The 21,216-nt window shown below is 67.3% G+C and carries 19 protein-coding genes and 1 pseudogene; 9 read left to right on the top strand and 11 right to left on the bottom strand.

The genetic code is table 11. The annotated features are described in order from the left end of the window. Positions 1–4: 4 nt before the first annotated feature. The 4 genes and pseudogenes from rimM to RCO27_RS03875 all read right to left on the bottom strand — a co-directional run bounded on the left by rimM (position 5) and on the right by RCO27_RS03875 (position 4,925). Positions 5–490: a ribosome maturation factor RimM gene (gene rimM / locus RCO27_RS03860; protein ID WP_309001316.1), complete on the bottom strand. Its 486-nt coding sequence runs from the start codon at positions 488–490 to the stop codon at positions 5–7. Positions 491–748: 258 nt separating this feature from the next. Beyond that, positions 749–1,282: pseudogene (rpsP, locus tag RCO27_RS03865) on the bottom strand (30S ribosomal protein S16); the annotation flags it as partial. A 107-nt stretch (positions 1,283–1,389) separates the two neighbouring features. After that, positions 1,390–2,859, bottom strand: a complete 1,470-nt coding sequence (gene ffh, locus RCO27_RS03870) for a signal recognition particle protein (RefSeq protein WP_309001317.1) — start codon at positions 2,857–2,859, stop codon at positions 1,390–1,392. Positions 2,860–3,014: 155 nt separating this feature from the next. Then, complete coding sequence (locus tag RCO27_RS03875; protein WP_309001318.1) at positions 3,015–4,925, bottom strand: CHASE3 domain-containing protein; 1,911 nt, start codon at positions 4,923–4,925, stop codon at positions 3,015–3,017. Between the two features lie 112 nt (positions 4,926–5,037). Between RCO27_RS03875 and dapF the strand changes: the two genes are divergently transcribed. Genes dapF through RCO27_RS03905 form a run of 6 tightly spaced genes read left to right on the top strand, consistent with a single transcriptional unit; the run spans position 5,038 to position 10,435 of the window. Then, positions 5,038–5,829, top strand: a complete 792-nt coding sequence (gene dapF, locus RCO27_RS03880; protein WP_309001319.1) for a diaminopimelate epimerase — start codon at positions 5,038–5,040, stop codon at positions 5,827–5,829. Further along, positions 5,826–7,166: a tRNA (N(6)-L-threonylcarbamoyladenosine(37)-C(2))-methylthiotransferase MtaB gene (mtaB, locus tag RCO27_RS03885; RefSeq protein ID WP_309001320.1), complete on the top strand. Its 1,341-nt coding sequence runs from the start codon at positions 5,826–5,828 to the stop codon at positions 7,164–7,166. The genes dapF and mtaB overlap by 4 nt, the downstream gene beginning before the upstream one ends. 23 nt (positions 7,167–7,189) lie before the next feature. After that, entirely contained in the window at positions 7,190–8,089 is a 900-nt protein-coding gene (gene ftsY / locus RCO27_RS03890) for a signal recognition particle-docking protein FtsY (protein WP_374990363.1), read from the top strand. Continuing rightward, positions 8,086–8,724: a septation protein A gene (locus tag RCO27_RS03895; protein WP_309001322.1), complete on the top strand. Its 639-nt coding sequence runs from the start codon at positions 8,086–8,088 to the stop codon at positions 8,722–8,724. The genes ftsY and RCO27_RS03895 overlap by 4 nt, the downstream gene beginning before the upstream one ends. 14 nt (positions 8,725–8,738) lie before the next feature. Then, positions 8,739–9,671 carry an ABC transporter ATP-binding protein gene (locus tag RCO27_RS03900; protein WP_309001323.1) on the top strand — a complete coding sequence of 311 codons (933 nt, stop codon included), beginning with the start codon at positions 8,739–8,741 and terminating at the stop codon, positions 9,669–9,671. Further along, on the top strand, positions 9,668–10,435 hold the full coding sequence (locus RCO27_RS03905) for an ABC transporter permease (RefSeq protein WP_309001324.1): 768 nt from the start codon (positions 9,668–9,670) through the stop codon (positions 10,433–10,435). Before RCO27_RS03900 ends, RCO27_RS03905 begins: the two co-directional genes overlap by 4 nt. Positions 10,436–10,545: 110 nt before the next feature. Here the strand turns inward: RCO27_RS03905 and RCO27_RS03910 are convergent, their stop codons facing one another. The 5 genes from RCO27_RS03910 to RCO27_RS03930 form a co-directional block, all read right to left on the bottom strand. Next, positions 10,546–11,172: a superoxide dismutase gene (locus RCO27_RS03910; RefSeq protein ID WP_309001325.1), complete on the bottom strand. Its 627-nt coding sequence runs from the start codon at positions 11,170–11,172 to the stop codon at positions 10,546–10,548. Positions 11,173–11,296: 124 nt separating this feature from the next. Next, the gene (locus RCO27_RS03915; protein WP_309001326.1) at positions 11,297–11,851 is read right to left on the bottom strand and encodes a tetratricopeptide repeat protein; all 555 of its coding nucleotides are present in this window, start codon (positions 11,849–11,851) and stop codon (positions 11,297–11,299) included. An 89-nt stretch (positions 11,852–11,940) separates the two neighbouring features. Next, positions 11,941–12,879, bottom strand: coding sequence for a transposase (locus tag RCO27_RS03920; RefSeq protein ID WP_309001327.1), 939 nt, complete (start codon positions 12,877–12,879; stop codon positions 11,941–11,943). After that, complete coding sequence (locus RCO27_RS03925; protein WP_309001328.1) at positions 12,867–13,865, bottom strand: HEAT repeat domain-containing protein; 999 nt, start codon at positions 13,863–13,865, stop codon at positions 12,867–12,869. The genes RCO27_RS03920 and RCO27_RS03925 overlap by 13 nt, the downstream gene beginning before the upstream one ends. 71 nt (positions 13,866–13,936) lie before the next feature. Beyond that, a complete protein-coding gene (locus tag RCO27_RS03930; RefSeq protein WP_309001329.1) occupies positions 13,937–14,071 on the bottom strand; it encodes a hypothetical protein in 135 nt (44 codons plus the stop codon). A gap of 301 nt (positions 14,072–14,372) precedes the next feature. Here RCO27_RS03930 and RCO27_RS03935 point away from each other — a divergent pair, with 301 nt between their 5' ends. From RCO27_RS03935 to RCO27_RS03945, 3 genes are read left to right on the top strand one after another with little or no spacing between them, the layout of a single operon-like run. Next, the gene (locus tag RCO27_RS03935; RefSeq protein WP_309001330.1) at positions 14,373–15,443 is read left to right on the top strand and encodes a phosphotransferase; all 1,071 of its coding nucleotides are present in this window, start codon (positions 14,373–14,375) and stop codon (positions 15,441–15,443) included. 39 nt (positions 15,444–15,482) lie between these two features. After that, positions 15,483–17,498 (top strand): adenylate/guanylate cyclase domain-containing protein, encoded by a 2,016-nt coding sequence (locus RCO27_RS03940; protein WP_309001331.1) that lies wholly within the window; start codon positions 15,483–15,485, stop codon positions 17,496–17,498. Positions 17,499–17,505: 7 nt separating this feature from the next. After that, entirely contained in the window at positions 17,506–18,189 is a 684-nt protein-coding gene (locus RCO27_RS03945; protein ID WP_309001332.1) for a hypothetical protein, read from the top strand. A gap of 210 nt (positions 18,190–18,399) precedes the next feature. On the opposite strand, the gene RCO27_RS03950 is transcribed toward RCO27_RS03945, so the two are convergent. Both RCO27_RS03950 and RCO27_RS03955 read right to left on the bottom strand, forming a co-directional pair. Next, complete coding sequence (locus tag RCO27_RS03950) at positions 18,400–19,056, bottom strand: phosphatase PAP2 family protein (protein ID WP_309001333.1); 657 nt, start codon at positions 19,054–19,056, stop codon at positions 18,400–18,402. A gap of 44 nt (positions 19,057–19,100) precedes the next feature. Then, the gene (locus RCO27_RS03955; protein ID WP_309001334.1) at positions 19,101–21,203 is read right to left on the bottom strand and encodes a TonB-dependent receptor; all 2,103 of its coding nucleotides are present in this window, start codon (positions 21,201–21,203) and stop codon (positions 19,101–19,103) included. Positions 21,204–21,216: the final 13 nt, after the last annotated feature.

Raw genomic sequence — 21,216 nt, forward strand, 5'->3', positions numbered from 1 at the left:
CGGCTCAGGCGAGGAAGGCGGGGTCGGCGACGATCCCGCCGTCGACGGGGTCGGCGATGCCGGGGCGGAAGGGGATCAGGGCGGACTTACCATCCGGCTTCTCGATCTCGAGCAGATCGCCCGCACCGAAATTTTCGACCGCGACAACGACGCCGAGCGGCTTACCGGCCGCGTCGATGCAGGGCCGGCCGATCAGGTCGGCGTGATAATATTCATCCTCGTCGAGCGGAGGCAATTCGGTTCGCGGGATCGAGAGGGCCTGCCCGCGCAAAGCCTCGGCCGCGCTGCGGTCGGCGATTTCGGCGAAGCGGGCGATGGCGCCGTTGCTGCCTGGCTTGACCGATTTGAGGGTGAGCGCGCGCTCACCCGCGAACAGCCGTTTGTGCGCCTTCAGGCTGTCGACGCTCTCGGCGAAGATCTTCAGGCGCACCTCGCCGCCGATGCCATGCGCTCCGGCGACGGCGGCGAGGATGACCTGTGGTTCCTTCACTTCGTCATTGCGAGCGGAGCGAAGCAATCCAGCGCGGCCTCCGACGCAGTCTGGATTGCTTCGTCGCTACGCTCCTCGCAATGACGAGGGAGGGTCTCAACCCTCGGCCTTCTCGGCACCTTCCGCCGGAGCGGCTTCGTCGCTGCCCTCGGCCGGAGCCTCGGCGGAATCGCCCTCGTTGGTGGCTTCGTCGGCCGGGGTGGCTTCCCCAGCGGGCGCGGCCGCCTCGGCGGCCGGAGCTTCAGCGGCTTCCGGAGCCGAATCTTCCTCGGCGGCAACCTCTTCCGCCGGAGCTTCATTCGCTTCCTCGGCGGGAGCGGCGTCCTCGGCCGTTTCCGGCGTCACTTCCTCGATCGCCTCGGCGACGACTTCGACGGTCTCGGCCTCGGCTTCGGTCACGGCCTCCTCGGCGGGGGCGGGCGCAGCGGCCGCCTCGGCGGCGGCTTCCGCGGCGGCGGCTTCCTTGCCGGCCCGCTCCTCGGCGCGCTCCTTGGCCTTCTCGCCCGGCTGGCCCTTGTTCGGGTTGTTGCGCTGGGCGCGCTCCTTGATGCCGGCGGCGTCCAGGAAGCGGAGCACACGATCGCTCGGCTGGGCGCCGACCGAGAGCCAGTGCTTCGCGCGATCGGCGTCGATCTTCACGCGCTCGGGATTGTCCTTGGCGAGCAGCGGATTGTAGCTGCCGATCCGCTCGATGAACTTGCCGTCGCGCGCGTTGCGGGCGTCGGCGACGACGATCTTGTAATAAGGCCGCTTCTTCGCGCCGCCGCGCGCCAGCCGGATTGCTACTGCCATGTGTTCAGTCCTTTCTTCTCATTTCGTCACCCCGGCGAAGGCCGGGGTCCAGTTTCTTGGTTGGTCTGGATCCCGGCCTGCGCCGGGATGACGCGATCGGAGTCGCGTCATCTTTTGAACTTGCCTGGTAAATTGAACGGGGCCCCGCCCTGGCCGCCGGGGAGGCCGGGCAAGCCGCCGGGGGGCAGCGCCGGGCCGCCGGGACCGCCGAGACCTCCAAGCCCACTCATGCCGCCCCCACCGCCGAACATCGCGCCGAGCTTGGCGAGGCCGCCCATCTTGCGAATCTTCTTCATCGCGGTGGACATTTCCTGGTGCATCTTGAGCAGGCGATTGACCTCCTGCACCGTCGTGCCCGAGCCCTTGGCGACGCGGATCTTGCGCTTGGCGTTCATCAGGTCGGGCTTGGCCCGCTCCTTGGGCGTCATCGAGGTGATGATCGCGTCGAGCCGGCCGAGCACATTGCCTTCGAGCACTCCGCTCGCATTCACCTGATTCTTCATCTTGCCCATGCCGGGCATCATCGAGGCGAGCGCGCCGAGGCCGCCCATGCGCTGCATCTGCTGGAGCTGGGCGCGCAAATCGTTGAGATCGAACTGGCCCTTCGCCATCTTCCTGGCGAGCGCCTCGGCCTCCTCGACCTGGATCGTCTCCTGCGCGCGCTCGACGAGAGAGACCACGTCGCCCATGCCGAGGATGCGGCCGGCGACGCGCTCCGGGTGGAACGCCTCCAGCTTGTCGATCGCCTCGCCCACACCGGCGAACTTGATCGGCCGGCCGGTGACCGCGCGCATCGACAGCGCCGCGCCGCCGCGGGCATCGCCGTCCATGCGGGTGAGGACGACGCCGGTAAGGTCGATCTGGTCGGCGAAGCTCTTCGCGACGTTGACCGCGTCCTGGCCGGTCATCGCGTCGGCGACGAGCAGGACCTCCTGCGGCTGAGAGACCTGGGCGACGGCCTTCATCTCATCCATGAGGGCCTGATCGACGTGCAGGCGGCCCGCCGTGTCGAGCATCAGCACGTCGTAGCCCTGCAGCTTCGCCGCATTGAGCGCGCGCCGCGCGATCTCGACCGGCGGCTGGCCGGGAACGATGGGCAGCGTCGCCACCTCGGTCTGGCGGCCGAGCACGGCGAGCTGCTCCTGCGCCGCCGGGCGATTGACGTCGAGCGACGCCATCAGGACCTTCTTGCGGTCCTTCTCGGTCAGGCGTTTGGCGAGCTTCGCCGTGCTGGTCGTCTTACCGGAGCCCTGCAGGCCCACCATCATGATGACCGCGGGCGGGGTGACGGCGAGTTCGAGCCCCGCTTCTTCCGCGCCCAGCATCTCGACCAGGGCGTCGTGAACGATCTTGACGACCTGCTGGCCGGGCGTGACCGAGCGCAGCACCTGCTGGCCCACCGCCTGCTCCGTGGCGCGGTCGACGAACTCGCGGACGACGGGAAGCGCGACATCGGCCTCGAGCAGCGCGATGCGAACCTCACGCATCGCGCCGCGGACATCATCCTCGCTGAGCGCGCCGCGGCCACGCAGCCGGTCGAACACGCCGGACAGGCGATCTCCCAGACTTTCGAACATGCGCGCGCTCCTTGTTTCGTTTCGCCGAAGCGCAAAACGGAAAACGCCGGCGGGCGAAACCTCGCCGGCCAGCGTGCGTCCGTGACGCTTCAGCTTTCACCCTTACGGGACGTGGGGCCCATAGCGGCAAGGTCAAGGAAAGGCAAGGCTTGGGGCTAAGCCGTCACATCCTCCGCGGTTACGGTCTCGTCCAGCACCTGCCGGACCTTGCGGGCAAGCTGCTCGACCGTGAATGGCTTGGCGAGCAAGGCGACATCGGAGTCGAGCATGCCGTTATGGACGATGGCGTTGCGGGTGTAGCCGGTCGTGTAGAGCACCTTGAGGTCGGGTTTGGCTTCCTGCGCCTTCTGCGCGAGCTGGCGTCCGTTCATGTCCGGCATCACGACATCGGTGAACAGGAGCCCCACCAGCGGCTGCACGGCGAGCACGGCCAGCGCCTGATTGCCGTCCGAGGCTTGCACCACCGTATAGCCGAGCTCGCGCAGGGCATCGACCGAGACATGGCGGACCCGGTCGTCATCCTCGACCACGAGGATGATCTCATGGTCGCGGGCGCGCGGCAGATCGGGTACCTCGGCAACCTCGGCCGGCACGTCCTCGTCGCCCCGATAGCGCGGCAGATAGAGCTTCACGGTCGTGCCGTGACCGGCCTCCGAATAGATTTTCAGATGGCCCTGCGACTGCCGGACGAAGCCGTAGACCTGGCTGAGCCCCAACCCGGTGCCCCGGCCCGGACCCTTGGTCGTGTAGAAGGGATCGAAGGCGCGCTCCATGACCTCCGGCGGCATGCCGGCACCGGTGTCGGTCACGGAGATGAGGACATATTGCCCCGCCTCGATGCCCGGATGATCGGCGGCATAATCCTCGTCGAGATGGGCATTGGCCGTCTCGATGGTGAGCTTGCCGCCGTCCAGAGTCGCGTCGCGCGCGTTGAGGCAGAGATTGACGATCGCGCTTTCGAGCTGGTTGGGATCGATATAGGTCCGCCACAGTCCGCCGGCGAGCACGGTTTCCATCCGCAATTGCTCGCCGATCGTCCGGCGGAGCAACTCGGACATGCCGCCGACCAGCTTGTTGGCGTCGAGCGGCTGCGGTGCGAGCGGTTGCTGGCGCGAGAAAGCGAGCAGCCGGGCGGTAAGTTGCGCGGCATGCTGGGCGCCCTCCATCGCATTGCCCATGCATTTCTCGACCTTGGCGAGCTCACCCTTTTCGAGCTTGCGCCGGCCAAGATCGAGCGAGCCGATGACCAGCGTCAGCATGTTGTTGAAATCGTGCGCGATGCCGCCGGTCAGCTGCCCGACCGCCTCGATTTTCTGCATCTGGCGGACCTTCGTCTCGGCGACCTCGCGATTTTCCGCTTCGGCGGTGAGCTGTCGATTGACCTCGGTCAGGGCATCACGCGCCGCGACTGCGTCGGCCAGTCGGCGGCGGTTGCCGCGGAGCGCGAGCAGCCCGAAGGCAAGGACGAGCACAACACTCGCAACGAGCGACAAGGCCAGCAAGGCGGCGCGGCGGCCGGCGGTGGCGGTGCGCGCCTCGAGCAGCCGCGCCTCCTCCTCCTTCATCGCGGTGATCGCGTCCCGCGCCTCGTCCATGATCGCCTTGCCGCGCAGGAAATGCTCGGGGGTCGTCGGCGTGCCGCGCCAGTAATTGTCGACCGAAATCCGGATGTGACGCAGGCGCTGGCCGGCACGGACTTGCAGCTGGGTCAGCGCCGCCACCTGTCGGGGATTGTCGCCGATCCGCTCCCGCAGCCGGGCGAGCTCGCGCGGCAAAGCGGCGACCGCCTCGTCATAGGGCTGCAGGAAGTCGCTTCGCCCGGTGAGCAGAAAGCCGCGCCCGCTGGTCTCGGCGTCCTGCAGCCGGGAAAGGACGATCGACAGCTCGTTCTCGACCTCCAGCGTGTGGGTGACCAGCTCCGAGGCCTGCTGCATGCGGATGGTGAGCCAGATCGTCGCCAGCACCGCCGCGACCAGCAGTAGAAAGCAGGCCGACAGGCCGATCAGCGACCAATCGCGCGCGGGCCGCCTTTGCGATCCGGCAAATCCGTTGTCGTCCGCGGCCATTGCACCCCTTTTCGGATCGACACTAAGGGGCTCATGGCACCGGCGCAACAAATCGGATCAAAGCCGGACGAGGTGGACTTGGGGGCGCCGCGACCCTAGATCGCGCAGCATCATGGCGCTGCGCTTTCACAAGATGCACGGGCTGGGCAACGACTTCGTCGTCATCGACGCGCGCGACGGCGCCGCAGCGGTCGACGCGGCGCGGGCGCGCGCCATCGCCGATCGGCATACCGGTGTCGGCTGCGATCAGGTGATCGTGCTGGAAGCGTCCAAAAAGGCGGACGTCAGGATGCGCATCTGGAACGCCGACGGCAGCGAGGTCGAATCCTGCGGCAATGCGACGCGCTGCGTGGTGTTGCTCGAAGGCCGTGACGTCACGATCGAGACCAAGGGCGGATTGCTCGAAGGCAAGCTCGACGAGGCCGGCGCCAGCGTCGACATGGGGAGCCCACGCTTCGGTTGGGAGGAGATCCCCCTTGCCTATCCGATGGACACGGGCGAGATGCCGGTTGCCTGGGAGGAGTTGGACGCGCCGTTCGCGGTCAATGTCGGCAACCCGCATGTCGTCTTCTTCGTCGCCGATGCGGATGCGGCCGACCTGGCGCGGCTCGGACCGGTCATCGAGCGGGATCCGCTGTTTCCCGAGCGGGTGAACGTCAACGTCGCCAACGTCGAGGATGGCGCGATCCGTCTCCACGTCTGGGAGCGTGGGGCGGGCCTGACGCGCGCCTGCGGCACCGGCGCTTGCGCGACCGCAGTCGCGGCGATCCGCAAGGGACTGGTGCGGAGCCCGGTCGAGGTGCGGCTTCCCGGCGGCACGCTGTCCATCGCCTGGGCACCGGGCGGGACGATCCGCATGACCGGCCCCGCAACCCACGTCTTCGCCGGCGAGATGACGACGTGAGCGGGCCGGAGGTCATCACGCTCGGCTGCCGCCTCAATGCCGCGGACAGCGCGGCGATGCGCGCGCTCGCCCGTGACGAGGACGATCTCGTCATCGTCAACAGCTGCGCGGTCACCAACGAGGCGGTGCGTCAGACCCGCCAGGCGATCCGCAAGGCGAAGCGGGCACGGCCCGATGCGCGGATCTTCGTGACCGGCTGCGCGGCCCAGGTCGAGCCCGAGACCTTCGCGGCGATGCCCGAAGTCAGCCGGGTACTAGGGAATCGGGAGAAGTTCGATCCCTCGTCATTCCGGGCGAAGCCTGTCCTGAGCGCCTGCCCTAGCAGGCAGTCGAAGGGGCCGGAATCTCAGGGGGAGTTTGCGCCGGCGCCTTTCCGGTCTGAGATCCCGGCCTTCGCCGGGATGACGGAAAGGGCCGACATCCGCGTCTCCGACATCATGGCGGTGCGTGAGACCGCCCCGCATCTTCTTGCCGGTTTCGCCGAGCGGTCGCGAGCGTTCGTCGAGGTGCAGAACGGATGCGATCACCGCTGCACCTTCTGCATCATCCCCTATGGCCGCGGGAACAGCCGTTCCGTTCCGGCCGGGCTGGTCGTCGAGCGGATCAAGGCGCTTGTGGGCGAAGGCTTCAGGGAGATGGTGCTGACCGGCGTCGATGTGACCAGCTACGGCCCCGACCTGCCCGGCGCGCCGACGCTGGGCCAGCTCATCGAACGCATCCTCACGCACGTGCCGGACCTTCCGCGTCTGCGCCTTTCCTCGCTCGACTGCATCGAGATGGACGCGCGGCTGTTCGAGCTGGCCGCCTACGAACCACGATTCATGCCGCACCTCCACATGAGCTTCCAGGCCGGCGACGACATGGTGTTGAAGCGGATGAAGCGCCGCCACAGCCGTGCCCAGGCCCTGGAAACGGTGGCGCGGCTGAAGGCCGCGCGGCCCGAGATCGCGATCGGCGCGGACCTGATTGCGGGCTTTCCGACCGAAACCGACGAGATGCACTCCAATTCGCTGCGGCTTGTCGAGGAATGCGACGTCGTGATGGGGCACATCTTTCCCTTCTCGCCAAAGAAGGGCACACCGGCCGCCCGCATGCCGCAGGTGGCACCGGCCGTGGTGAAGGAGCGTGCCCGGCGGCTGCGCGAGGCCAGCGCGCGGCAGCGCAGGATGTGGCTGGAAGGCTTGGTGGGGACGCGCCAGAAGGTGCTGATGGAGCGCAATGGCCGCGGCCATGCCGAGAATTTCGCGCCGGTGCGAGTCGCCGGTTCGGTCGGAGAGATAGTGGAGACGGATATCGTGGGTTGCGTAGCGGACATCTTGATCGGAATTCCTGCGTGACCGACACCTCCTGGTTCGAGCGGATGCGGCTCGGCTTTCAGAAAACCTCCGAACGGCTCGGCGACAATCTCACCGGCCTCGTCACCAAAGCGGCGCTCGACGAGGCGATGCTCGACGAGATCGAGGAGGCGCTGATCGCCTCCGACCTCGGCCCGTCGACCGCTGCCAAGGTCCGGACGCGCCTGGCCTCCGAACGGTTCGAGAAGGGATTGAACGACCAGGCGGTGCGCATCGTGGTCGCCGAGGAGCTGGGGAAAATCCTGGCGCCGGTCGCCGAGCCGCTGGAGATCGACGCCTTCCCGCGCCCGCAGGTGATCCTCGTCGTCGGCGTCAACGGCTCCGGCAAGACGACCACGATCGCCAAGCTCGCCCACCTGTTCATGGAGCAGGACTATTCGGTTCTCCTGGCTGCCGCGGACACGTTCCGCGCGGCAGCGATCGAGCAGCTCCAGATCTGGGCCGACCGCGCCGGCGTGCCGGTGATCAAGGGACCGGAGGGTTCGGACAGCTCGGCCATCGTCTTCGATGGCGTGAAGAAGGCGACCGCCGAGGGCATCGACGTGCTGATCGTCGACACCGCCGGCCGGCTGCAGAACAAGAAGGACCTGATGGACGAGCTCGCCAAGATCCGCCGTGTGCTCGGCCGCCTCAATCCGGCGGCGCCGCACAATGTCGTGCTCGTGCTCGACGCGACCACCGGACAGAATGCGCTGTCGCAGATCGAGACGTTCCGCGAGGTGGCGGGCGTGACCGGTCTCGTCATGACCAAGCTGGACGGCACCGCCCGCGGCGGCGTGATGGTCGCGGCGGCGGACAGATATGGCCTTCCCATCCATGCCATCGGCATCGGCGAGGGCATGGGCGACCTGCGCCCCTTCGATGCGGCCGAGGCGGCCCGCGCGATCGCGGGAGTCGCGGCATGAGCTACGAGACCGAAGCCAAGAGCCAGCCCAACGCGCCCGGTGCGGGCGCCCGCCTGCTCATCGATCTCGGCCCGCTGGTCGTCTTCTTCGTGACCAATTTCTTCGCGCCGGTGCCGGACACGATCAAGATCTTCGTCGCGACCGGCGCCTTCATGATCGCGATGATGGTCGCGATGCTGATCTCGCAAATCAAATATCGGCACATCTCGCCCCTGCTCTGGTTCTCGGGGCTGATGGTGGTCGTGCTCGGCGGCCTCACCATCTGGCTGCACAACGAAACGTTCATCAAGATCAAGCCGACCATCTATTACCTGATCGTCGCGGCGCTGCTGATCTTCGGCATGACGACGGGGCGCAACCTCCTGAAGATGGTGCTCGGCACCGCCTATCCGGGCCTCTCCGATCGCGGCTGGCAGCTGCTCACCCGCAACTGGGCCGCCTTCTTCATCGTCATGGCCGTGCTCAACGAGGCCATCTGGCGCACCCAGACGACCGATTTCTGGGTCGGCTTCAAGCTCTGGTTCTTCCTTCCCGCGACCCTCGTCTTCGCCGCCGCCAACGTGCCGATGCTGATGCGTCACGGCCTCGCGCTGGAGGAAGCGGAGACGGACGCGCCGGTGCCGCCAACCCAGTGACAGAAGAGAGGATCATGGACCCGGTCATATCGATCAAGGGCCTCGCCAAGACCTATGCGTCGGGGCTCGAGGCGTTGAAGCCGCTCGATCTCGACATCCGGCGCGGCGAGATTTTCGCGCTGTTGGGGCCGAACGGCGCTGGCAAGACGACGATGATCTCGATCGTCTGCGGCATCGTCACGCCCACGGCCGGGACCGTCACCGTCGACGGCCACGACCACCAGCGCGATTATCGGGCCGTGCGGCGCAGGATCGGGCTGGTGCCGCAGGAGCTCCACACCGACGCCTTCGAAAGCGTTCTGGGAACGGTGAGCTTCAGTCGCGGCCTGTTCGGCCTTGCGCCGAATCCGACCCATGTCGAGAAGGTGCTGAAGGACCTGTCTCTCTGGGACAAGCGCAAGTCCAAGATCATGGAGCTTTCGGGGGGCATGAAGCGCCGGGTGATGATCGCCAAAGCGCTCAGCCACGAGCCCGAAATCCTCTTCCTCGACGAGCCCACCGCCGGCGTCGACGTCGAGCTGAGGCGCGACATGTGGAATCTGGTCCGCCTGCTGCGCGAGAAGGGTGTCACCATCATCCTCACCACCCATTATATCGAGGAGGCGGAGGAGATGGCCGACCGGGTCGGCGTCATCAACAAGGGCGAGCTCGTCGTCGTCGAGGAGAAGTCGGCGCTGATGAAGAAGCTCGGCAAGAAGGAGCTGACGCTCAACCTCTCCGAGGTGATGGAGACGATTCCCCCTGAGCTGGCGGAATGGAACCTGACCTTGCAGGCCGAGGGCCATGAGCTGCTCTACGTGTTCGATGCCAATGCCGAGCGGACCGGCGTCCCGTCGCTGCTCCGGCGGATGAGCGACCTCGGCATCGGCTTCAAGGACCTCAACACCAGCCAGAGCTCGCTCGAGGACATCTTCGTGAGCCTCGTCCACCAGAAGGATGCAGCATGAACATTCACGGCATCTGGGCGATCTACAAGTTCGAGATGGCCCGCGCGCTGCGCACGCTCTGGCAGAGCCTGGTGACGCCGGTCATCACCACCTCGCTCTATTTCGTCGTGTTCGGCGCGGCGATCGGCGGGTCGATCCGCCCAGGCGCGACCGGCGGCGTCGAATATGGCGCGTTCATCGTGCCCGGGCTCATCATGCTCTCCCTGTTCACGCAGAGCATCTTCAACGCGAGCTTCGGCATCTTCTTCCCGAAGTTCATCGGCACGATCTACGAATTGCTCTCTGCTCCGATCTCGGCCTTCGAGACGGTGATCGGCTATGTCGGCGCGGCGGCGACCAAGTCGATCGTGCTGGGGCTGGTGATCCTGGCGACCGCCGCTCTCTTCGTGCCGATCCGGATCGAGCATCCTTTGTGGATGATCGCCTTCCTGGTGCTGATCTCGGTGACCTTCTGCCTGTTCGGCTTCATCATCGGCATCTGGGGCAAGAATTTCGAGCAGATCCAGTTCATCCCGATGCTGATCGTGACGCCGCTCACCTTTCTCGGGGGCGCCTTCTATTCGCTCGACATGCTGGGGGAGCCCTGGCGGACCATCACCCACTTCAACCCGGTCGTGTACCTGATCAGCGGCTTCCGCTGGAGCTTTTACGGGACGGCGGACGTCGGCGTGGAGCTGAGCCTAGCGGCGACGCTCGGCTTCTTCTTCATCTGCCTCGCGATCGTCACCTGGATGTTCAAGACCGGGTATCGGTTGAAAACGTAACCTTCGTCATTGCGAGGACCCCGGCGAAGGCCGGGGGACGAAGCAATCCAGCCTGGGTCCGACGACCCCTCTGGATTGCTTCGCTTCACCCGCAATGACGGTGTGCAGTTCTACTGGTCCTGATCGGCGCGACCGACGCCCTCACCGTCCAGATTCTGCGCCACGAACTCCCAGTTGATGACGTTGCCGAGCACCTTCTCGGCGAAGGTCGGGCGGGCGTTGCGATAGTCGATATAATAGGCATGCTCCCATACATCGAGGGTGAGCAGCGGCTTCATGCCGTCATGGACGACCGGCGTGTCGGCATCGTGCAGCGAGGTGACCTCGAGCTTGCCGCCGTTCAGCACCAGCCAGGCCCAGCCGCTGGCGAAGTGGCCGACCGCCTCGTCCTTCAGCTTGGCGAGCAGCGCATCGGTGCCGCCGAAAGCCTCGTCGATCAGCTGGGCGAGCCTGCCCTCGGGCTTCTGGCCGTTGGCGGGCGCGAGGCACTGCCAGAAGAAGCTGTGGTTCCAGATCTGGGCAGCATTGTTGAACAGGCCCTTGTCGCCGCGCTCCTTCGCGACCTGGATGACCTGAGAGAGCGACGCGCCGCCGAGCTCCTTCTCGTCGATCCAGCCGTTGACCTTGTCGACATAGGCCTTGTGGTGCTTGCCGTGGTGATAGTCGAAGGTCTCGGCCGACATGAATTCACCGAGCGCGTCCTTGGGATAGGGGAGATCGGGCAGCCTGAACGCCATGGAAAACAATCCTTCTGGTTGCGGACCGCCGGGGTTGACGGTCCGTCGGGGAGGAGTGCCCATTAGCCAAGCGCCGCCGGCCGTGGCAACGGCCGGCTCGCCGATCGTACGAGACGGATGACGCCTAGCGCCGGACGACCCGGAAACGCTGCAATTCGACGCGGGGTTCCTGCCATTCCGGGCTGAGCTCCGCCGCCCGGCGATAGTCGTTATAGGCCTCGCGGACATTGCCGAGCGTCTCGTTGGCCATCGCCCGCCCGTAATGGGCCAGCTCCGGCCGCATCGTGTTGCGCTCCAGCGAGGCCGTGAACAGCGGCAAGGCGTCGCCGGCATTCTCCTGCCGCATCAGCGCGGCGCCCTTGTTGAGATAGGCCTCGGCCTGAGCCGGGTCCATCGCGATCGCCATGTCGAAATCGGCAATCGCACGCTCGGTCAGGCCGCGGCGCATGAACAGGATCCCGCGGTTGACATGGGTGGCGACCATGTCCGCTCGGCTCAACGCTTCGTCGCGCAGCGCGGTGTTGCAGCGGCCGAGATCGTCGGCGCTGGGCGTGAGCGCCGAATCCGCGGCCTCGTAGCAGAGCCTGGCGCTGCTGCTGCCGATCACCTGGACGCTCGCGGCGGCGGGAACGGAAATGACCGCAAGCAAGGCGGCCGCAAGGAGCTTTCGAGCAGTCACGATCGACTCCCCCAATTGTCAGCCCACGCGCCGGTTATAGCACCGGCGCCCCATTCGTACCATCATATGAACCGCGATCTTCGAGGAGGTCAGGCGGCCGGCTGATACGCGCCTTCGATCCAGCCGCGCCCCGCTTCGAGCCGGCCGACTTCGCGCTGCGCCATGCCGGCGACCAGCAGGCTGCCGCTGTCCGCCGCGTCTTCGAACAGAGCGATCCGCGCGTCGAGCGTCGCTGCCGCCCCGGCACGGGCGTGCAGCGCGCACCAGCGCACCCGGTCGCTCGGATGGCTGCGCGCGAACTCGGCCAGCAGATCCGTCCCTTCCTCGCCGCCATAATGTGCAGCGAGCGCCAGCATCGGCTCGAGTGACGTACGCGTCATGATCCGCTCGATCGTGCCGTCCCGGACATTGAAGCCGTACTGGTCGCGGAAGATCGCGGCGTGCGCGGTCTCGAGAATGTTGATCGAGACCGACATCTCGTCGGCCGGAAGCTGGTCGTGCACGTCGCGATGGGCGCGGTAGAGCATCACCTTGCCGGGATCGAGCTTTGACCGCTCGATGAACCTCAGGTCCACCTTCTCGCCCGGAATGCCGACGACTTTCTCATAATCATATTCGTAATAGTCGCTCCAATAGCCCGGCCCCAGATAGCCGACGGTCAGGAACGAGAAATTGTGGTCGTGCGGCTTGTGGTAGAAAAAGGGGTCGGTGCCGCTGTGGCGGACCATGCTGTCGTTGAGTGCCGGCCAGAAATTGGCGCGGATGACGAAGCGTTGCGCGCTCGCATGGAGCAGCACCACCTGGGCGGTATAGTGATTGTCGCGGACCTGGCCGAGGCAGCGCTGCTTCAGTTCGGCGATCATGAGGTCGGCGAGGAAGCGGCGGTTGTTGGCGAGCTTCTTCAGCTCATGCCCCCAGGCGCAGAACCCGTCCTCGTCCCGGGGATCGAAAGGGCCCGTCTCGAGCCGCTCGACCAGCTCGCCGAGCTCGCAGCTCTCCTCCGTCGGGCAATCGATCACGCGCGGCACAGCAGACCCTCCTGATCGGCGGTCGCCTCCGGAAAGAACAGGTCGAGCGTCTGGCCGGCCGCCGCGCGGACCTCCGGGTGCGGATCGCGTGCCGCCAGTCGCCGGAGCGCGGGAAGCGCGGCGTTGGCATCCATCGCGAGCATCTCGCGCATGATGTGCCAGCGGGTGTAGAACTGGGGCATTGCGCCCAGCAGCTCCTCGAAGAGCGGGAACGCATCCTGACGCTCCATCGTGCGCAGCAGCGACACCATGAGCTGGATGCGCGAGCTCGCCTCGTCGGTGCTGCTCGTCCCGATGAGCGCGAGCGTCCGGCTGTCATATTCGGCGGCGAGCGGCGCGGCGCCGGTGCGCACCAGCGCCTGGAAATAGACCATGTCGCTGGTGGCGTGCTCGATGACGAAGCTCTGGCGGCGGCCGTCGATCACGATCTCCTCGCCATCCTCGATCCGCCGGCGGCCGACGAGGCGGGCCGTGCCGGCCTCGGACGCGACGAAATTCTCGCCGATCCGTGGCGCCTCCCAGAAGGAGAGCGTGGCGCCGCCCGCCTTCACGTAGCGAAACAGGGTGACGAGGCCCGAAAAGCCGATCGACGTCGCCCCGCGCGGGCCGGCCTTCTTGGCGGCGAGCATCTCGACGCCGGTCACGCCCATTGCAAGCGACAGATCGTCATTGTGGAACAGGAGGAGACCGGTGTGGATCTCGCTCGTCGCCGGCTGGAAGGGCGGACGAAAGAAGCCGTCGGCGCGGCTGGAGGCGATGAGGTCGCGCACCAGCGCCGAAAGATCGTCGCCGCGATCCAGGAAGCGGCGGGCGGCCGCGAGCACCGCCTCGGGCGTGCGCGCCGGCAATGCGGCGAGCGCGCGATCGATGTCGGTCATCAGCGGATGCCCGCTCCATCGGCGGGCGCAGGCCTCGACACGCCGGTGCGATTCATCCTGCGCCGAACGATCGGCCAGCCAGCCGCGCAACGCCGGGCCGGGGATCATCGCCTCGTCCCTTTTCTGCGGAAAAGCGGGCGGAAGCGCGGGGTGTCGCTTCCGCCCAAATAGCCCCGCGCTCAGAGCGCGATGAACAGGGAAATGGCGATGCCCAGGCAGATCGGACCGCCGACCTCCTGCTGCTTCACCGAACCGTGGATCGCGACGCTGGTCTTCAGCTCCGGGATCGCGGCGAGGTCGATCTTCCTTTTCATGACAATCCCCTCTGGAGAGCGTCGATACAGACGAAGGGGGGAGAGAGGCGAACGTCGACAGCTCGGCCAAGAAACTGCCGGCGGCTTGCTCCAGCATCCGGCGCCAATAAAGCAAAGGCGCCCTCAAGCTGGTCCGACCGGGACGGCGTTCGCCCCTTCCCGATGCCTTAGTCCCGGCCCGCGCGAAAACATGTCGCATGGTTACCGATTTTTTTACCATGGCCCGATGCACCGGAAGACGGGCTTGCCATTGCGGCGTCCGCCAGTCGAAATAACCGTCTCACGCAGGAGAATGTGGAAAATGGACCGCAGCACCCAGAACAGCGGCACCGGCGACGTGAGGGCCGCCCACCAGTTCGATGTCGCCGGCCTTGAGGCCTGGATGGCGGATCACGTGGACGGCTTCGCCGGGCCGCTTCGGGTCGAGCAATTCAAGGGCGGCCAGTCCAACCCGACCTACAAGCTGGTGACGCCGGCGCGCAGCTATGTCCTTCGCCGCAAGCCGCCCGGCAAGCTGTTGCCCGGCGCCCATGCGGTGGACCGGGAATATCGCGTCATCACCGCGCTCGGCGCGCAGGGTTTTCCGGTCGCCAAGACCTACGGCCTTTGCCTCGACGAGACGGTGATCGGCACCATTTTCTACGTCATGGAAATGGTCGAGGGGCGGATCTACTGGGAACCGGACTTCCCCGAGGTCGCGGCCGCCGACCGCCCGCTCTACTTCGACGCGATGAACGCGACGCTGGCCGCGCTCCACAGCATCGACCCGGAAACGGCGGGCCTCGACGACTATGGCAAGCCGGGCAATTATTTCGCGCGGCAGATCGCGCGCTGGTCGAAGCAATATGTCGAGGATGCCGACGCCGGACGGGTCGCCGCGATGGACCGGCTGGTCGAGTGGCTGCCCGCCAACGTGCCGCCGGACGAGCCGCAGCCGCGTGTGATCCACGGCGACTTCCGTTGCGACAACATGATCTTCCATCCGACCGAGCCCCGCGTGATCGCCGTCCTCGACTGGGAGCTGTCGACCCTCGGCCACCCCCTCGCCGACTTCAGCTATCACCTGATGATGTACCGGATGCCCTACGGTGTGAGTTCCGGCCTCGTCGGCCTCGACCTTGCCGCGCTGAATATCCCGGGCGAGGCGGACTATGTCGCGGCCTATTGCCGGCGTACCGGCCGCGACGGCATTCCGCACCTCGATTTCTACGTCGCGTTCAACCTGTTCCGGCTGGCCGGCATCGTCCATGGCATCAAGGGCCGGGTGGCGCGGGGCACCGCGTCTTCCGCCCACGCTGCCAGCATGGCCGCCGGGCTGGAGCCGCTCGCCGACCTCGCCTGGGCGCAGGCGAAGAAGGCTGGCGCACGCTAACCGGATTGCCTAGTCTTGCGGCAGGCGGAGGGGGAGCTCGTGCCGGAAACGGGAAACGGCAGCGGCTGGACGGAGAGGCTCAGACGCAACCTGCGGCAGATCGGAGCCGTGCGCCTGCTGCTCACATTGCTGTTCCTCGTCGCCGGTATTTATCTGGCCCGCTTCGGCTGGGAGGTGCCGCTCGCCAGCGACGCCGAGCGCGCGCTGTACGACCTGCGCTTCGACCGCGAGGCGGAGCGGGTGCTGCAGCAGGACGACCGCATCGTTCTCGTCACCTACAATGACGACACGCTCGCCGAACTCGGCAAGCGCTCGCCACTCGATCGGGCGATGCTCGCGCAGGCGCTCACGGCGATCGACGGCATGGGCCCGCGCGCGATCGGCATCGACATCCTGATCGACCAGGCCCAGCCCGAGGACGACGAACTGATCGTGGCGATGCGCAACATGCGGACGCCGACGTTCCTCGCCTTCGCCTCGGCGCGGCACAATCCCGACCAGATCCTCCCCTGGCAGGAGGAATTCCTGACCGATTTCCTGCGACAGGTCTCGTCCGGCCCGGTGCGACCCGCGAGCATAAGGCTCGAAACCGATCTCGCCGACGGCGTGATCCGCCGCTGGCCGGGCCAGCCCGACGGCCTGCCGCCGCTGCTCGCCCGGGCGATGGCACCGGGTCATCCGGCGTTCGGCCAGTATCGCGGCGCCATCGATTTCCGCGTGCCGGGTACGGCCGAGAGCGACGAGGTGCCGGTCTTCACCAACCTCCCGATCCAGTTCGTCGCCCAGTTCCCGGACGGCGTGCGCGACATGATCGCCGGGCGCTACGTGCTGATCGGCGGCGACATCCAGGACCTCGACAATTACGAGACGCCGATGACCCGCGTCACCGGCAACTGGACCAAGGGTCTGGAGGTCCACGCCCAGATCCTCGCCCAGATGCTCGACGGGCGGATGCCGGCGCCGATCCGCCCCTGGGCCTTGTGGCTCGCCGCGATCGGCGTGGTCGCGGCCGGCGCGCTGACCAGCCTGATCGAGGCGCGCGGCTGGAAGCTCGCGCTGGCGCTGGCGGCGCAGATCGCTTTCTTCGGCTATTTCCCTTTCTACCTCCAGCAGAGCGGCATCGACACGCTCACCCTCCCGGCCTTCGGCTGGGGCGCGGGCTGGCTGCTCGCCTTCATCGGCGTCGGCACCGCGGCGCGGGCGGTCGGCTCCGAGCAGCGCCGCTTCGCCCAGTCGGCGCTCGGCAAATACCTCCCTGCCGACGTTGCCGCGCAGATCATGCGCGATCCCAGCCGCCTCGCGCTCACCGGCGAGAAGAAGCATATCTACACCTTGTTCACCGATCTTGAGGGCTTCACCAAGCTCTCCCACGCGATCACGCCGGAACAGCTCTCCAGCCTGCTCAACACCTATCTCGACCGGATGAGCGACGTGGTGCTGAAGCATGGCGGCACGATCGACAAGTTCGTCGGCGATGCCGTCGTCGCCTTCTGGGGGGCACCGATCGCCCGGCCCGACGATGCCGACCGCGCCGTCCGCGCCGCGATCGAGATGTACGAGGAGGGCAATCTCTTCTCGGAAGAAGGCGGCGAGGACCTGCCGCCGATCGGCATCACCCGGGTCGGCCTCCATTATGGCGAGGCGGTGGTCGGCAATTTCGGCGGCGAGGGGCGCATCCAGTACACGGCGCTCGGTGACGGCATGAACACCGCGGCGCGACTCGAATCGGCCAACAAGGCGCTCAAAACCACCGCTCTGATCAGCTCGGAAGCCCGAAATCAGGCCTCCATCGACGTCTTCCGGCCGATGGGCCGGATCGTGCTCAGCGGCCGCGCGACGCCGGTCGAGGTCTGGGAACCCGTTCCAAAGATGGAAGAAAATCTTCGCGCTCGGCTCGTCGCGCTCTGGCAACGGTTCGACGGCGGCGACACAGAGGCGCTCGTTCAGCTTTCTGCAATCGCAGATGAACATAACCAGGATGCAGCACTACTCGAATTCATCTATAGGATCCGGGAAGCGGGTCCGGGAGGGCACTATGTTTTGGGGTCAAAATAAGGTCCGGTTGAGCCGTCTTGCGCTCACTGCTCTGTTCGTCGCCGGCGCCGCTTCGGCCAGCGCCAACGTCCTGGTCGTCCGCTCGTCGGGCCCATCCGCGGGGAATTACCCGGCCGGCCGCTCGCTGCCCGACAATGCGCGGATCGCCCTGCGCAGCGGCGACACGCTGGTCGTGCTCGACGCGCGCGGCACCCGCACCTTCCGCGGGCCGGGCAACTTCACCCCGGCGAGCGCGGCCCAGGCCGGCCAGCGCACCACAAATGCGGGAGGCCGCGTCGCCCGCATCGGGGCGGTACGCAGCGCCGGCATCGTGCCGGCATCGCCGAGCACGATCTGGCAGGTCGACGTGTCGCAGAGCGGCACGGTCTGCCTGGCCAATCCCGGAGACGTGACGCTCTGGCGTGCCGAACCGAGCCGCGCGGCCCGCCTGTCGATCTCCGGCCCGGGCGGCGCCTCGCGCACCGTCCAGTGGGCGGCGGGCAGCCCCACCGTGGCCTGGCCGCGCGACCTGCCGATCACCGCCGGCACGCCCTATCAGCTGCGCCAGTCCGACGCCGCGGCGCCGACCAGCATCACCTTCCGGCAACTGAATTCGGCGCCGGGCGACATGCAGGGCGTCGCGCAGGCGCTGATCGCCAACGGCTGTCAGGAGCAGCTCGACCTCCTGGTCGACAGCGCGCCGGCGCAATAGGCGGCACCTGATCGTTCTTCAATCGCAACCCTGAACTCGTTTCAGGGTCCACGAACACGGAGCGCCCCAGTTCGCGCAAGCCGTGTTCATGGATCCCGGATCAAGTCCGGGACAACGTAGGGGGAACGCCGACGAAATTACTTCCCTACCGGGACACCGCGCTTCCCCTCAGGAACGCATTGGCGCCCGGCACGCGCTTCGGCGCGTTGGTCAGCAATTGCTTCCCACGCGCCCCTCGCGCGCCGCAGCCAGCCGGCATTGGTAGAGCGGGTTGGCGTGCAGACGCTCCAGGAAAACGTCGGCGAGGCGGAAGCCCGCAATAAGATCAGTCGGATAGTGGACCCCGCCGATCACCCGGAGTTGCGCGGATCGGCTGGCCGCCGCGCGTAGGGAGTTGGCGCGTTCAGGGAAGAGATCGGCGAGCACGTCCGCCCACACCCGGGTCGCGGCGGCGCGGCCACTGGGCCAGCTGTTGGTGCCATGCCCTTCGATCGACAGCGACGGGCGCACGCGCGGATCGCGCTGGTGCGGACGGGCGCGCTGAGGGCCCCGCGCCTTGATGACATCCACGGTACGGGTCATGTCCGCGCGCACCGCCTCAAACAGGGCGAAGGCGGCCGGCTGGCGCGCGGGATCATAGCCCGGCCCGAGGGCACGCCGGGCCCAATCGAGCGGCGGCATGTCGCCGTCGAGCGCGGCTTCCCGGGCGAGCTCCGGGGTGCGCAGCGCTTCAACGATGAACACCGCCTCAAGGTCGGCGGTGCCGGCAAGGCTGTTATCGGCGGGCGGCGCGGACGCGAGCGCAACGAGCCCGTCCCGCTCCGCATCAATGAAAGTCTGGGCCGCTGCGGGCTGGGCGACCGACATCGAAACCGCAAGCGCGACGAGGAGGGTTCGCATCGGCATGTCCCCTAGAAGCGGAAGCCGACCGACGTCTCGAAGCGGCGCGGCGAGCCGAAGTAGAGATTGTTCTGGCCGAAGGTCTGCGTCGCCCATTCGACATAGCGTTCGTCGAGCAGGTTGACGGCACGGCCGATCAGCCGCACCCGCGGCGACACGCGCCATTCCACGAAGGCGTCGACCGTCGTGTAGCCGGGGAGGAACAAGGTATTGGCATTGCTGCTCGGGCGGCTGGAGACATGTTGGAGGAACGCCCCGATCGAGACAGGCTCGATCGGGCGGATCTCCGCTTCCGCGTTCATCACCCATTCCGGCACGTTGGCCGGGCGCACGCCGTCGCGGAAGGCGCCGAAATCGTTGAACTCGCGGAACTCGGCGTCGACATAGGCCAGGTTGGCGCCCAGCGAGACGATGCGACCGCGATACCGGCCCGACAGCTCGAAGCCCTTGGCGCGCTGCTCGCCGACCTGTGGCGGCAGGTTGGGGTCGGCCGGATTGACGCTGGGAAGCCGGTCCTTGTTGAGGATGTAGCCGGCTGCGGTCAGCTCGAAACCGCCGGCCTCCAACTTGTAGCCGATCTCGTAGCCCGTGGATTTGGAGAGCCGGAAGTCGGCCTGGGCGAGCGGCAGGAGCAGCAGCGATTCGACCGGCTCGGCGCCACTGGTGACGGTGGCATAGAGCGACGAGTGCGGCGTCGGCTGAAAGACGAGCGCGGTGCGCCAGTCGATCGGATTGTAGCGCACGTCGAACGGCGCGACGGCGGGGATCGCCTCGGGCCGCGCGATCGTGCCGTCGATCCAGGTGACCCGCACCCCGCCGATGAAGGACAGCCGCCCGAGCGCCAGCCGCTGCTCCAGCGAGACGCCGGTCTGCGCGATGTCGGCCTCGCGCTGGCGCAGGCGCGGCCCCTGGAGGAACGGCGCCGGCTGCGGCGCGTCGACGTCGAAGCGCGGACGCGGTACGCCAGTCGACGGCGCACCGTCGCGGCGGGGGCTGGAGAAATCGGTGTCGCTATGATCGAAGCTCAGCACCGTGCGGCTCTCGACGCGGCCGAGATCGGCGGTGAGTTTGAGGTCATGGCGCGTGCCCCAAAGGCCGTGGTCGTAGGCCAAGGTCTCGACGTTGCGCGCCTCGATCTGCTCGGGCGTACCGGGAACGTAGGAGAAAGCATAGAAAACGCGCCAGTCGCGGTCCGCTTCGTAGAAATAGGCCTGGCCGCGATAGTCCAGGACATCGCTGAACGTATGGGTGACGAGGGCGCGCAGCCACAGCACGTCGTCGGCCATCCGGTTGTCCGGCGACTGGTTGTAGTTCCTCCGGAAGACGCGCGCGTCGATCCGCCCCGCGATCACCGGACTGCCGAAATAGGGGTCGTCGGTGCGGGTGGTCAGATAGTCGGCTTCGACGAGAAAGCCGGTTTCCGGCCCGATCTGGCCGCCGAGCGAAGCGACGACATGGCCCGTCTCGGTGTCGGTGCTTTCGATAAAGGAGCCGTAATCCTGATAGCTGCCCGACAGGCTGACGCCGATCGTCTCCGTGATCCCGCCGGCCAGCGCCAGGCCGGCATGGAGCCGGTCCTGCTCGCCGATCTCGGCCAGCCCCTCGACCTGGAGCGGACCCAGGCGCGGCTTGCGGCGGACATAGTTGACCGCGCCTGCCGTCGCGCCCTCGCCGTAAACGAGCGAGGCGGGCCCGCGCAACACCTCGATCCGCTCGAAGTTGAACGGATCGTAGGGTCGGGCGCTGATCGTCGCGGACTGGACGCGCAGGCCGTCGTAGAGCGTAACCAGCGCGTTCTCGGTGAAGCCGCGCGACGCGAACACGCCGGGCGCACCGGCCCGGGTCGTGAAGGTGAGGCCGGTCACGCCACGCGTGGCCTCGGCGAGGGTCCTCGCGCCGCGCCGCGCCTGGTCGGCGAGGTCGACCACGTCCAGCGAGGCGGGGGTTTCGAGCGCGGTGAGGCCCAGGCCCGAGGCGACGGGCGCCGGCGCGTCCAGCCGCTCTGGGTCGATTCCCGCTGCGGTGACGACGATCTCGTCGAGATAGCGATCCTGTGCCGCCGCCGCAGTCGAAACGGCAAACAGGCCGCTTGCCAGAATAGGCGCTTCGAGCAATCGGCTTCTCCCC

The sequence above is a fragment of the Sphingosinicella sp. LHD-64 genome (assembly GCF_031157375.1).
In the GTDB taxonomy this organism is placed as follows: Bacteria; Pseudomonadota; Alphaproteobacteria; order Sphingomonadales; family Sphingomonadaceae; genus Allosphingosinicella.

Coding starts and splice junctions, on each gene's coding strand:
- ffh (WP_309001317.1), bottom strand. CDS start 2,859: ATGTTCGAAAGTCTGGGAGATCGCCTGTCCGGCGTGTTCGACCGGCTG.
- RCO27_RS03875 (WP_309001318.1), bottom strand. CDS start 4,925: ATGGCCGCGGACGACAACGGATTTGCCGGATCGCAAAGGCGGCCCGCG.
- dapF (WP_309001319.1), top strand. CDS start 5,038: ATGGCGCTGCGCTTTCACAAGATGCACGGGCTGGGCAACGACTTCGTC.
- ftsY (WP_374990363.1), top strand. CDS start 7,190: ATGCGGCTCGGCTTTCAGAAAACCTCCGAACGGCTCGGCGACAATCTC.
- RCO27_RS03895 (WP_309001322.1), top strand. CDS start 8,086: ATGAGCTACGAGACCGAAGCCAAGAGCCAGCCCAACGCGCCCGGTGCG.
- RCO27_RS03900 (WP_309001323.1), top strand. CDS start 8,739: ATGGACCCGGTCATATCGATCAAGGGCCTCGCCAAGACCTATGCGTCG.
- RCO27_RS03905 (WP_309001324.1), top strand. CDS start 9,668: ATGAACATTCACGGCATCTGGGCGATCTACAAGTTCGAGATGGCCCGC.
- RCO27_RS03910 (WP_309001325.1), bottom strand. CDS start 11,172: ATGGCGTTCAGGCTGCCCGATCTCCCCTATCCCAAGGACGCGCTCGGT.
- RCO27_RS03925 (WP_309001328.1), bottom strand. CDS start 13,865: ATGATCCCCGGCCCGGCGTTGCGCGGCTGGCTGGCCGATCGTTCGGCG.
- RCO27_RS03930 (WP_309001329.1), bottom strand. CDS start 14,071: ATGAAAAGGAAGATCGACCTCGCCGCGATCCCGGAGCTGAAGACCAGC.
- RCO27_RS03935 (WP_309001330.1), top strand. CDS start 14,373: ATGGACCGCAGCACCCAGAACAGCGGCACCGGCGACGTGAGGGCCGCC.
- RCO27_RS03950 (WP_309001333.1), bottom strand. CDS start 19,056: ATGTCGGTCGCCCAGCCCGCAGCGGCCCAGACTTTCATTGATGCGGAG.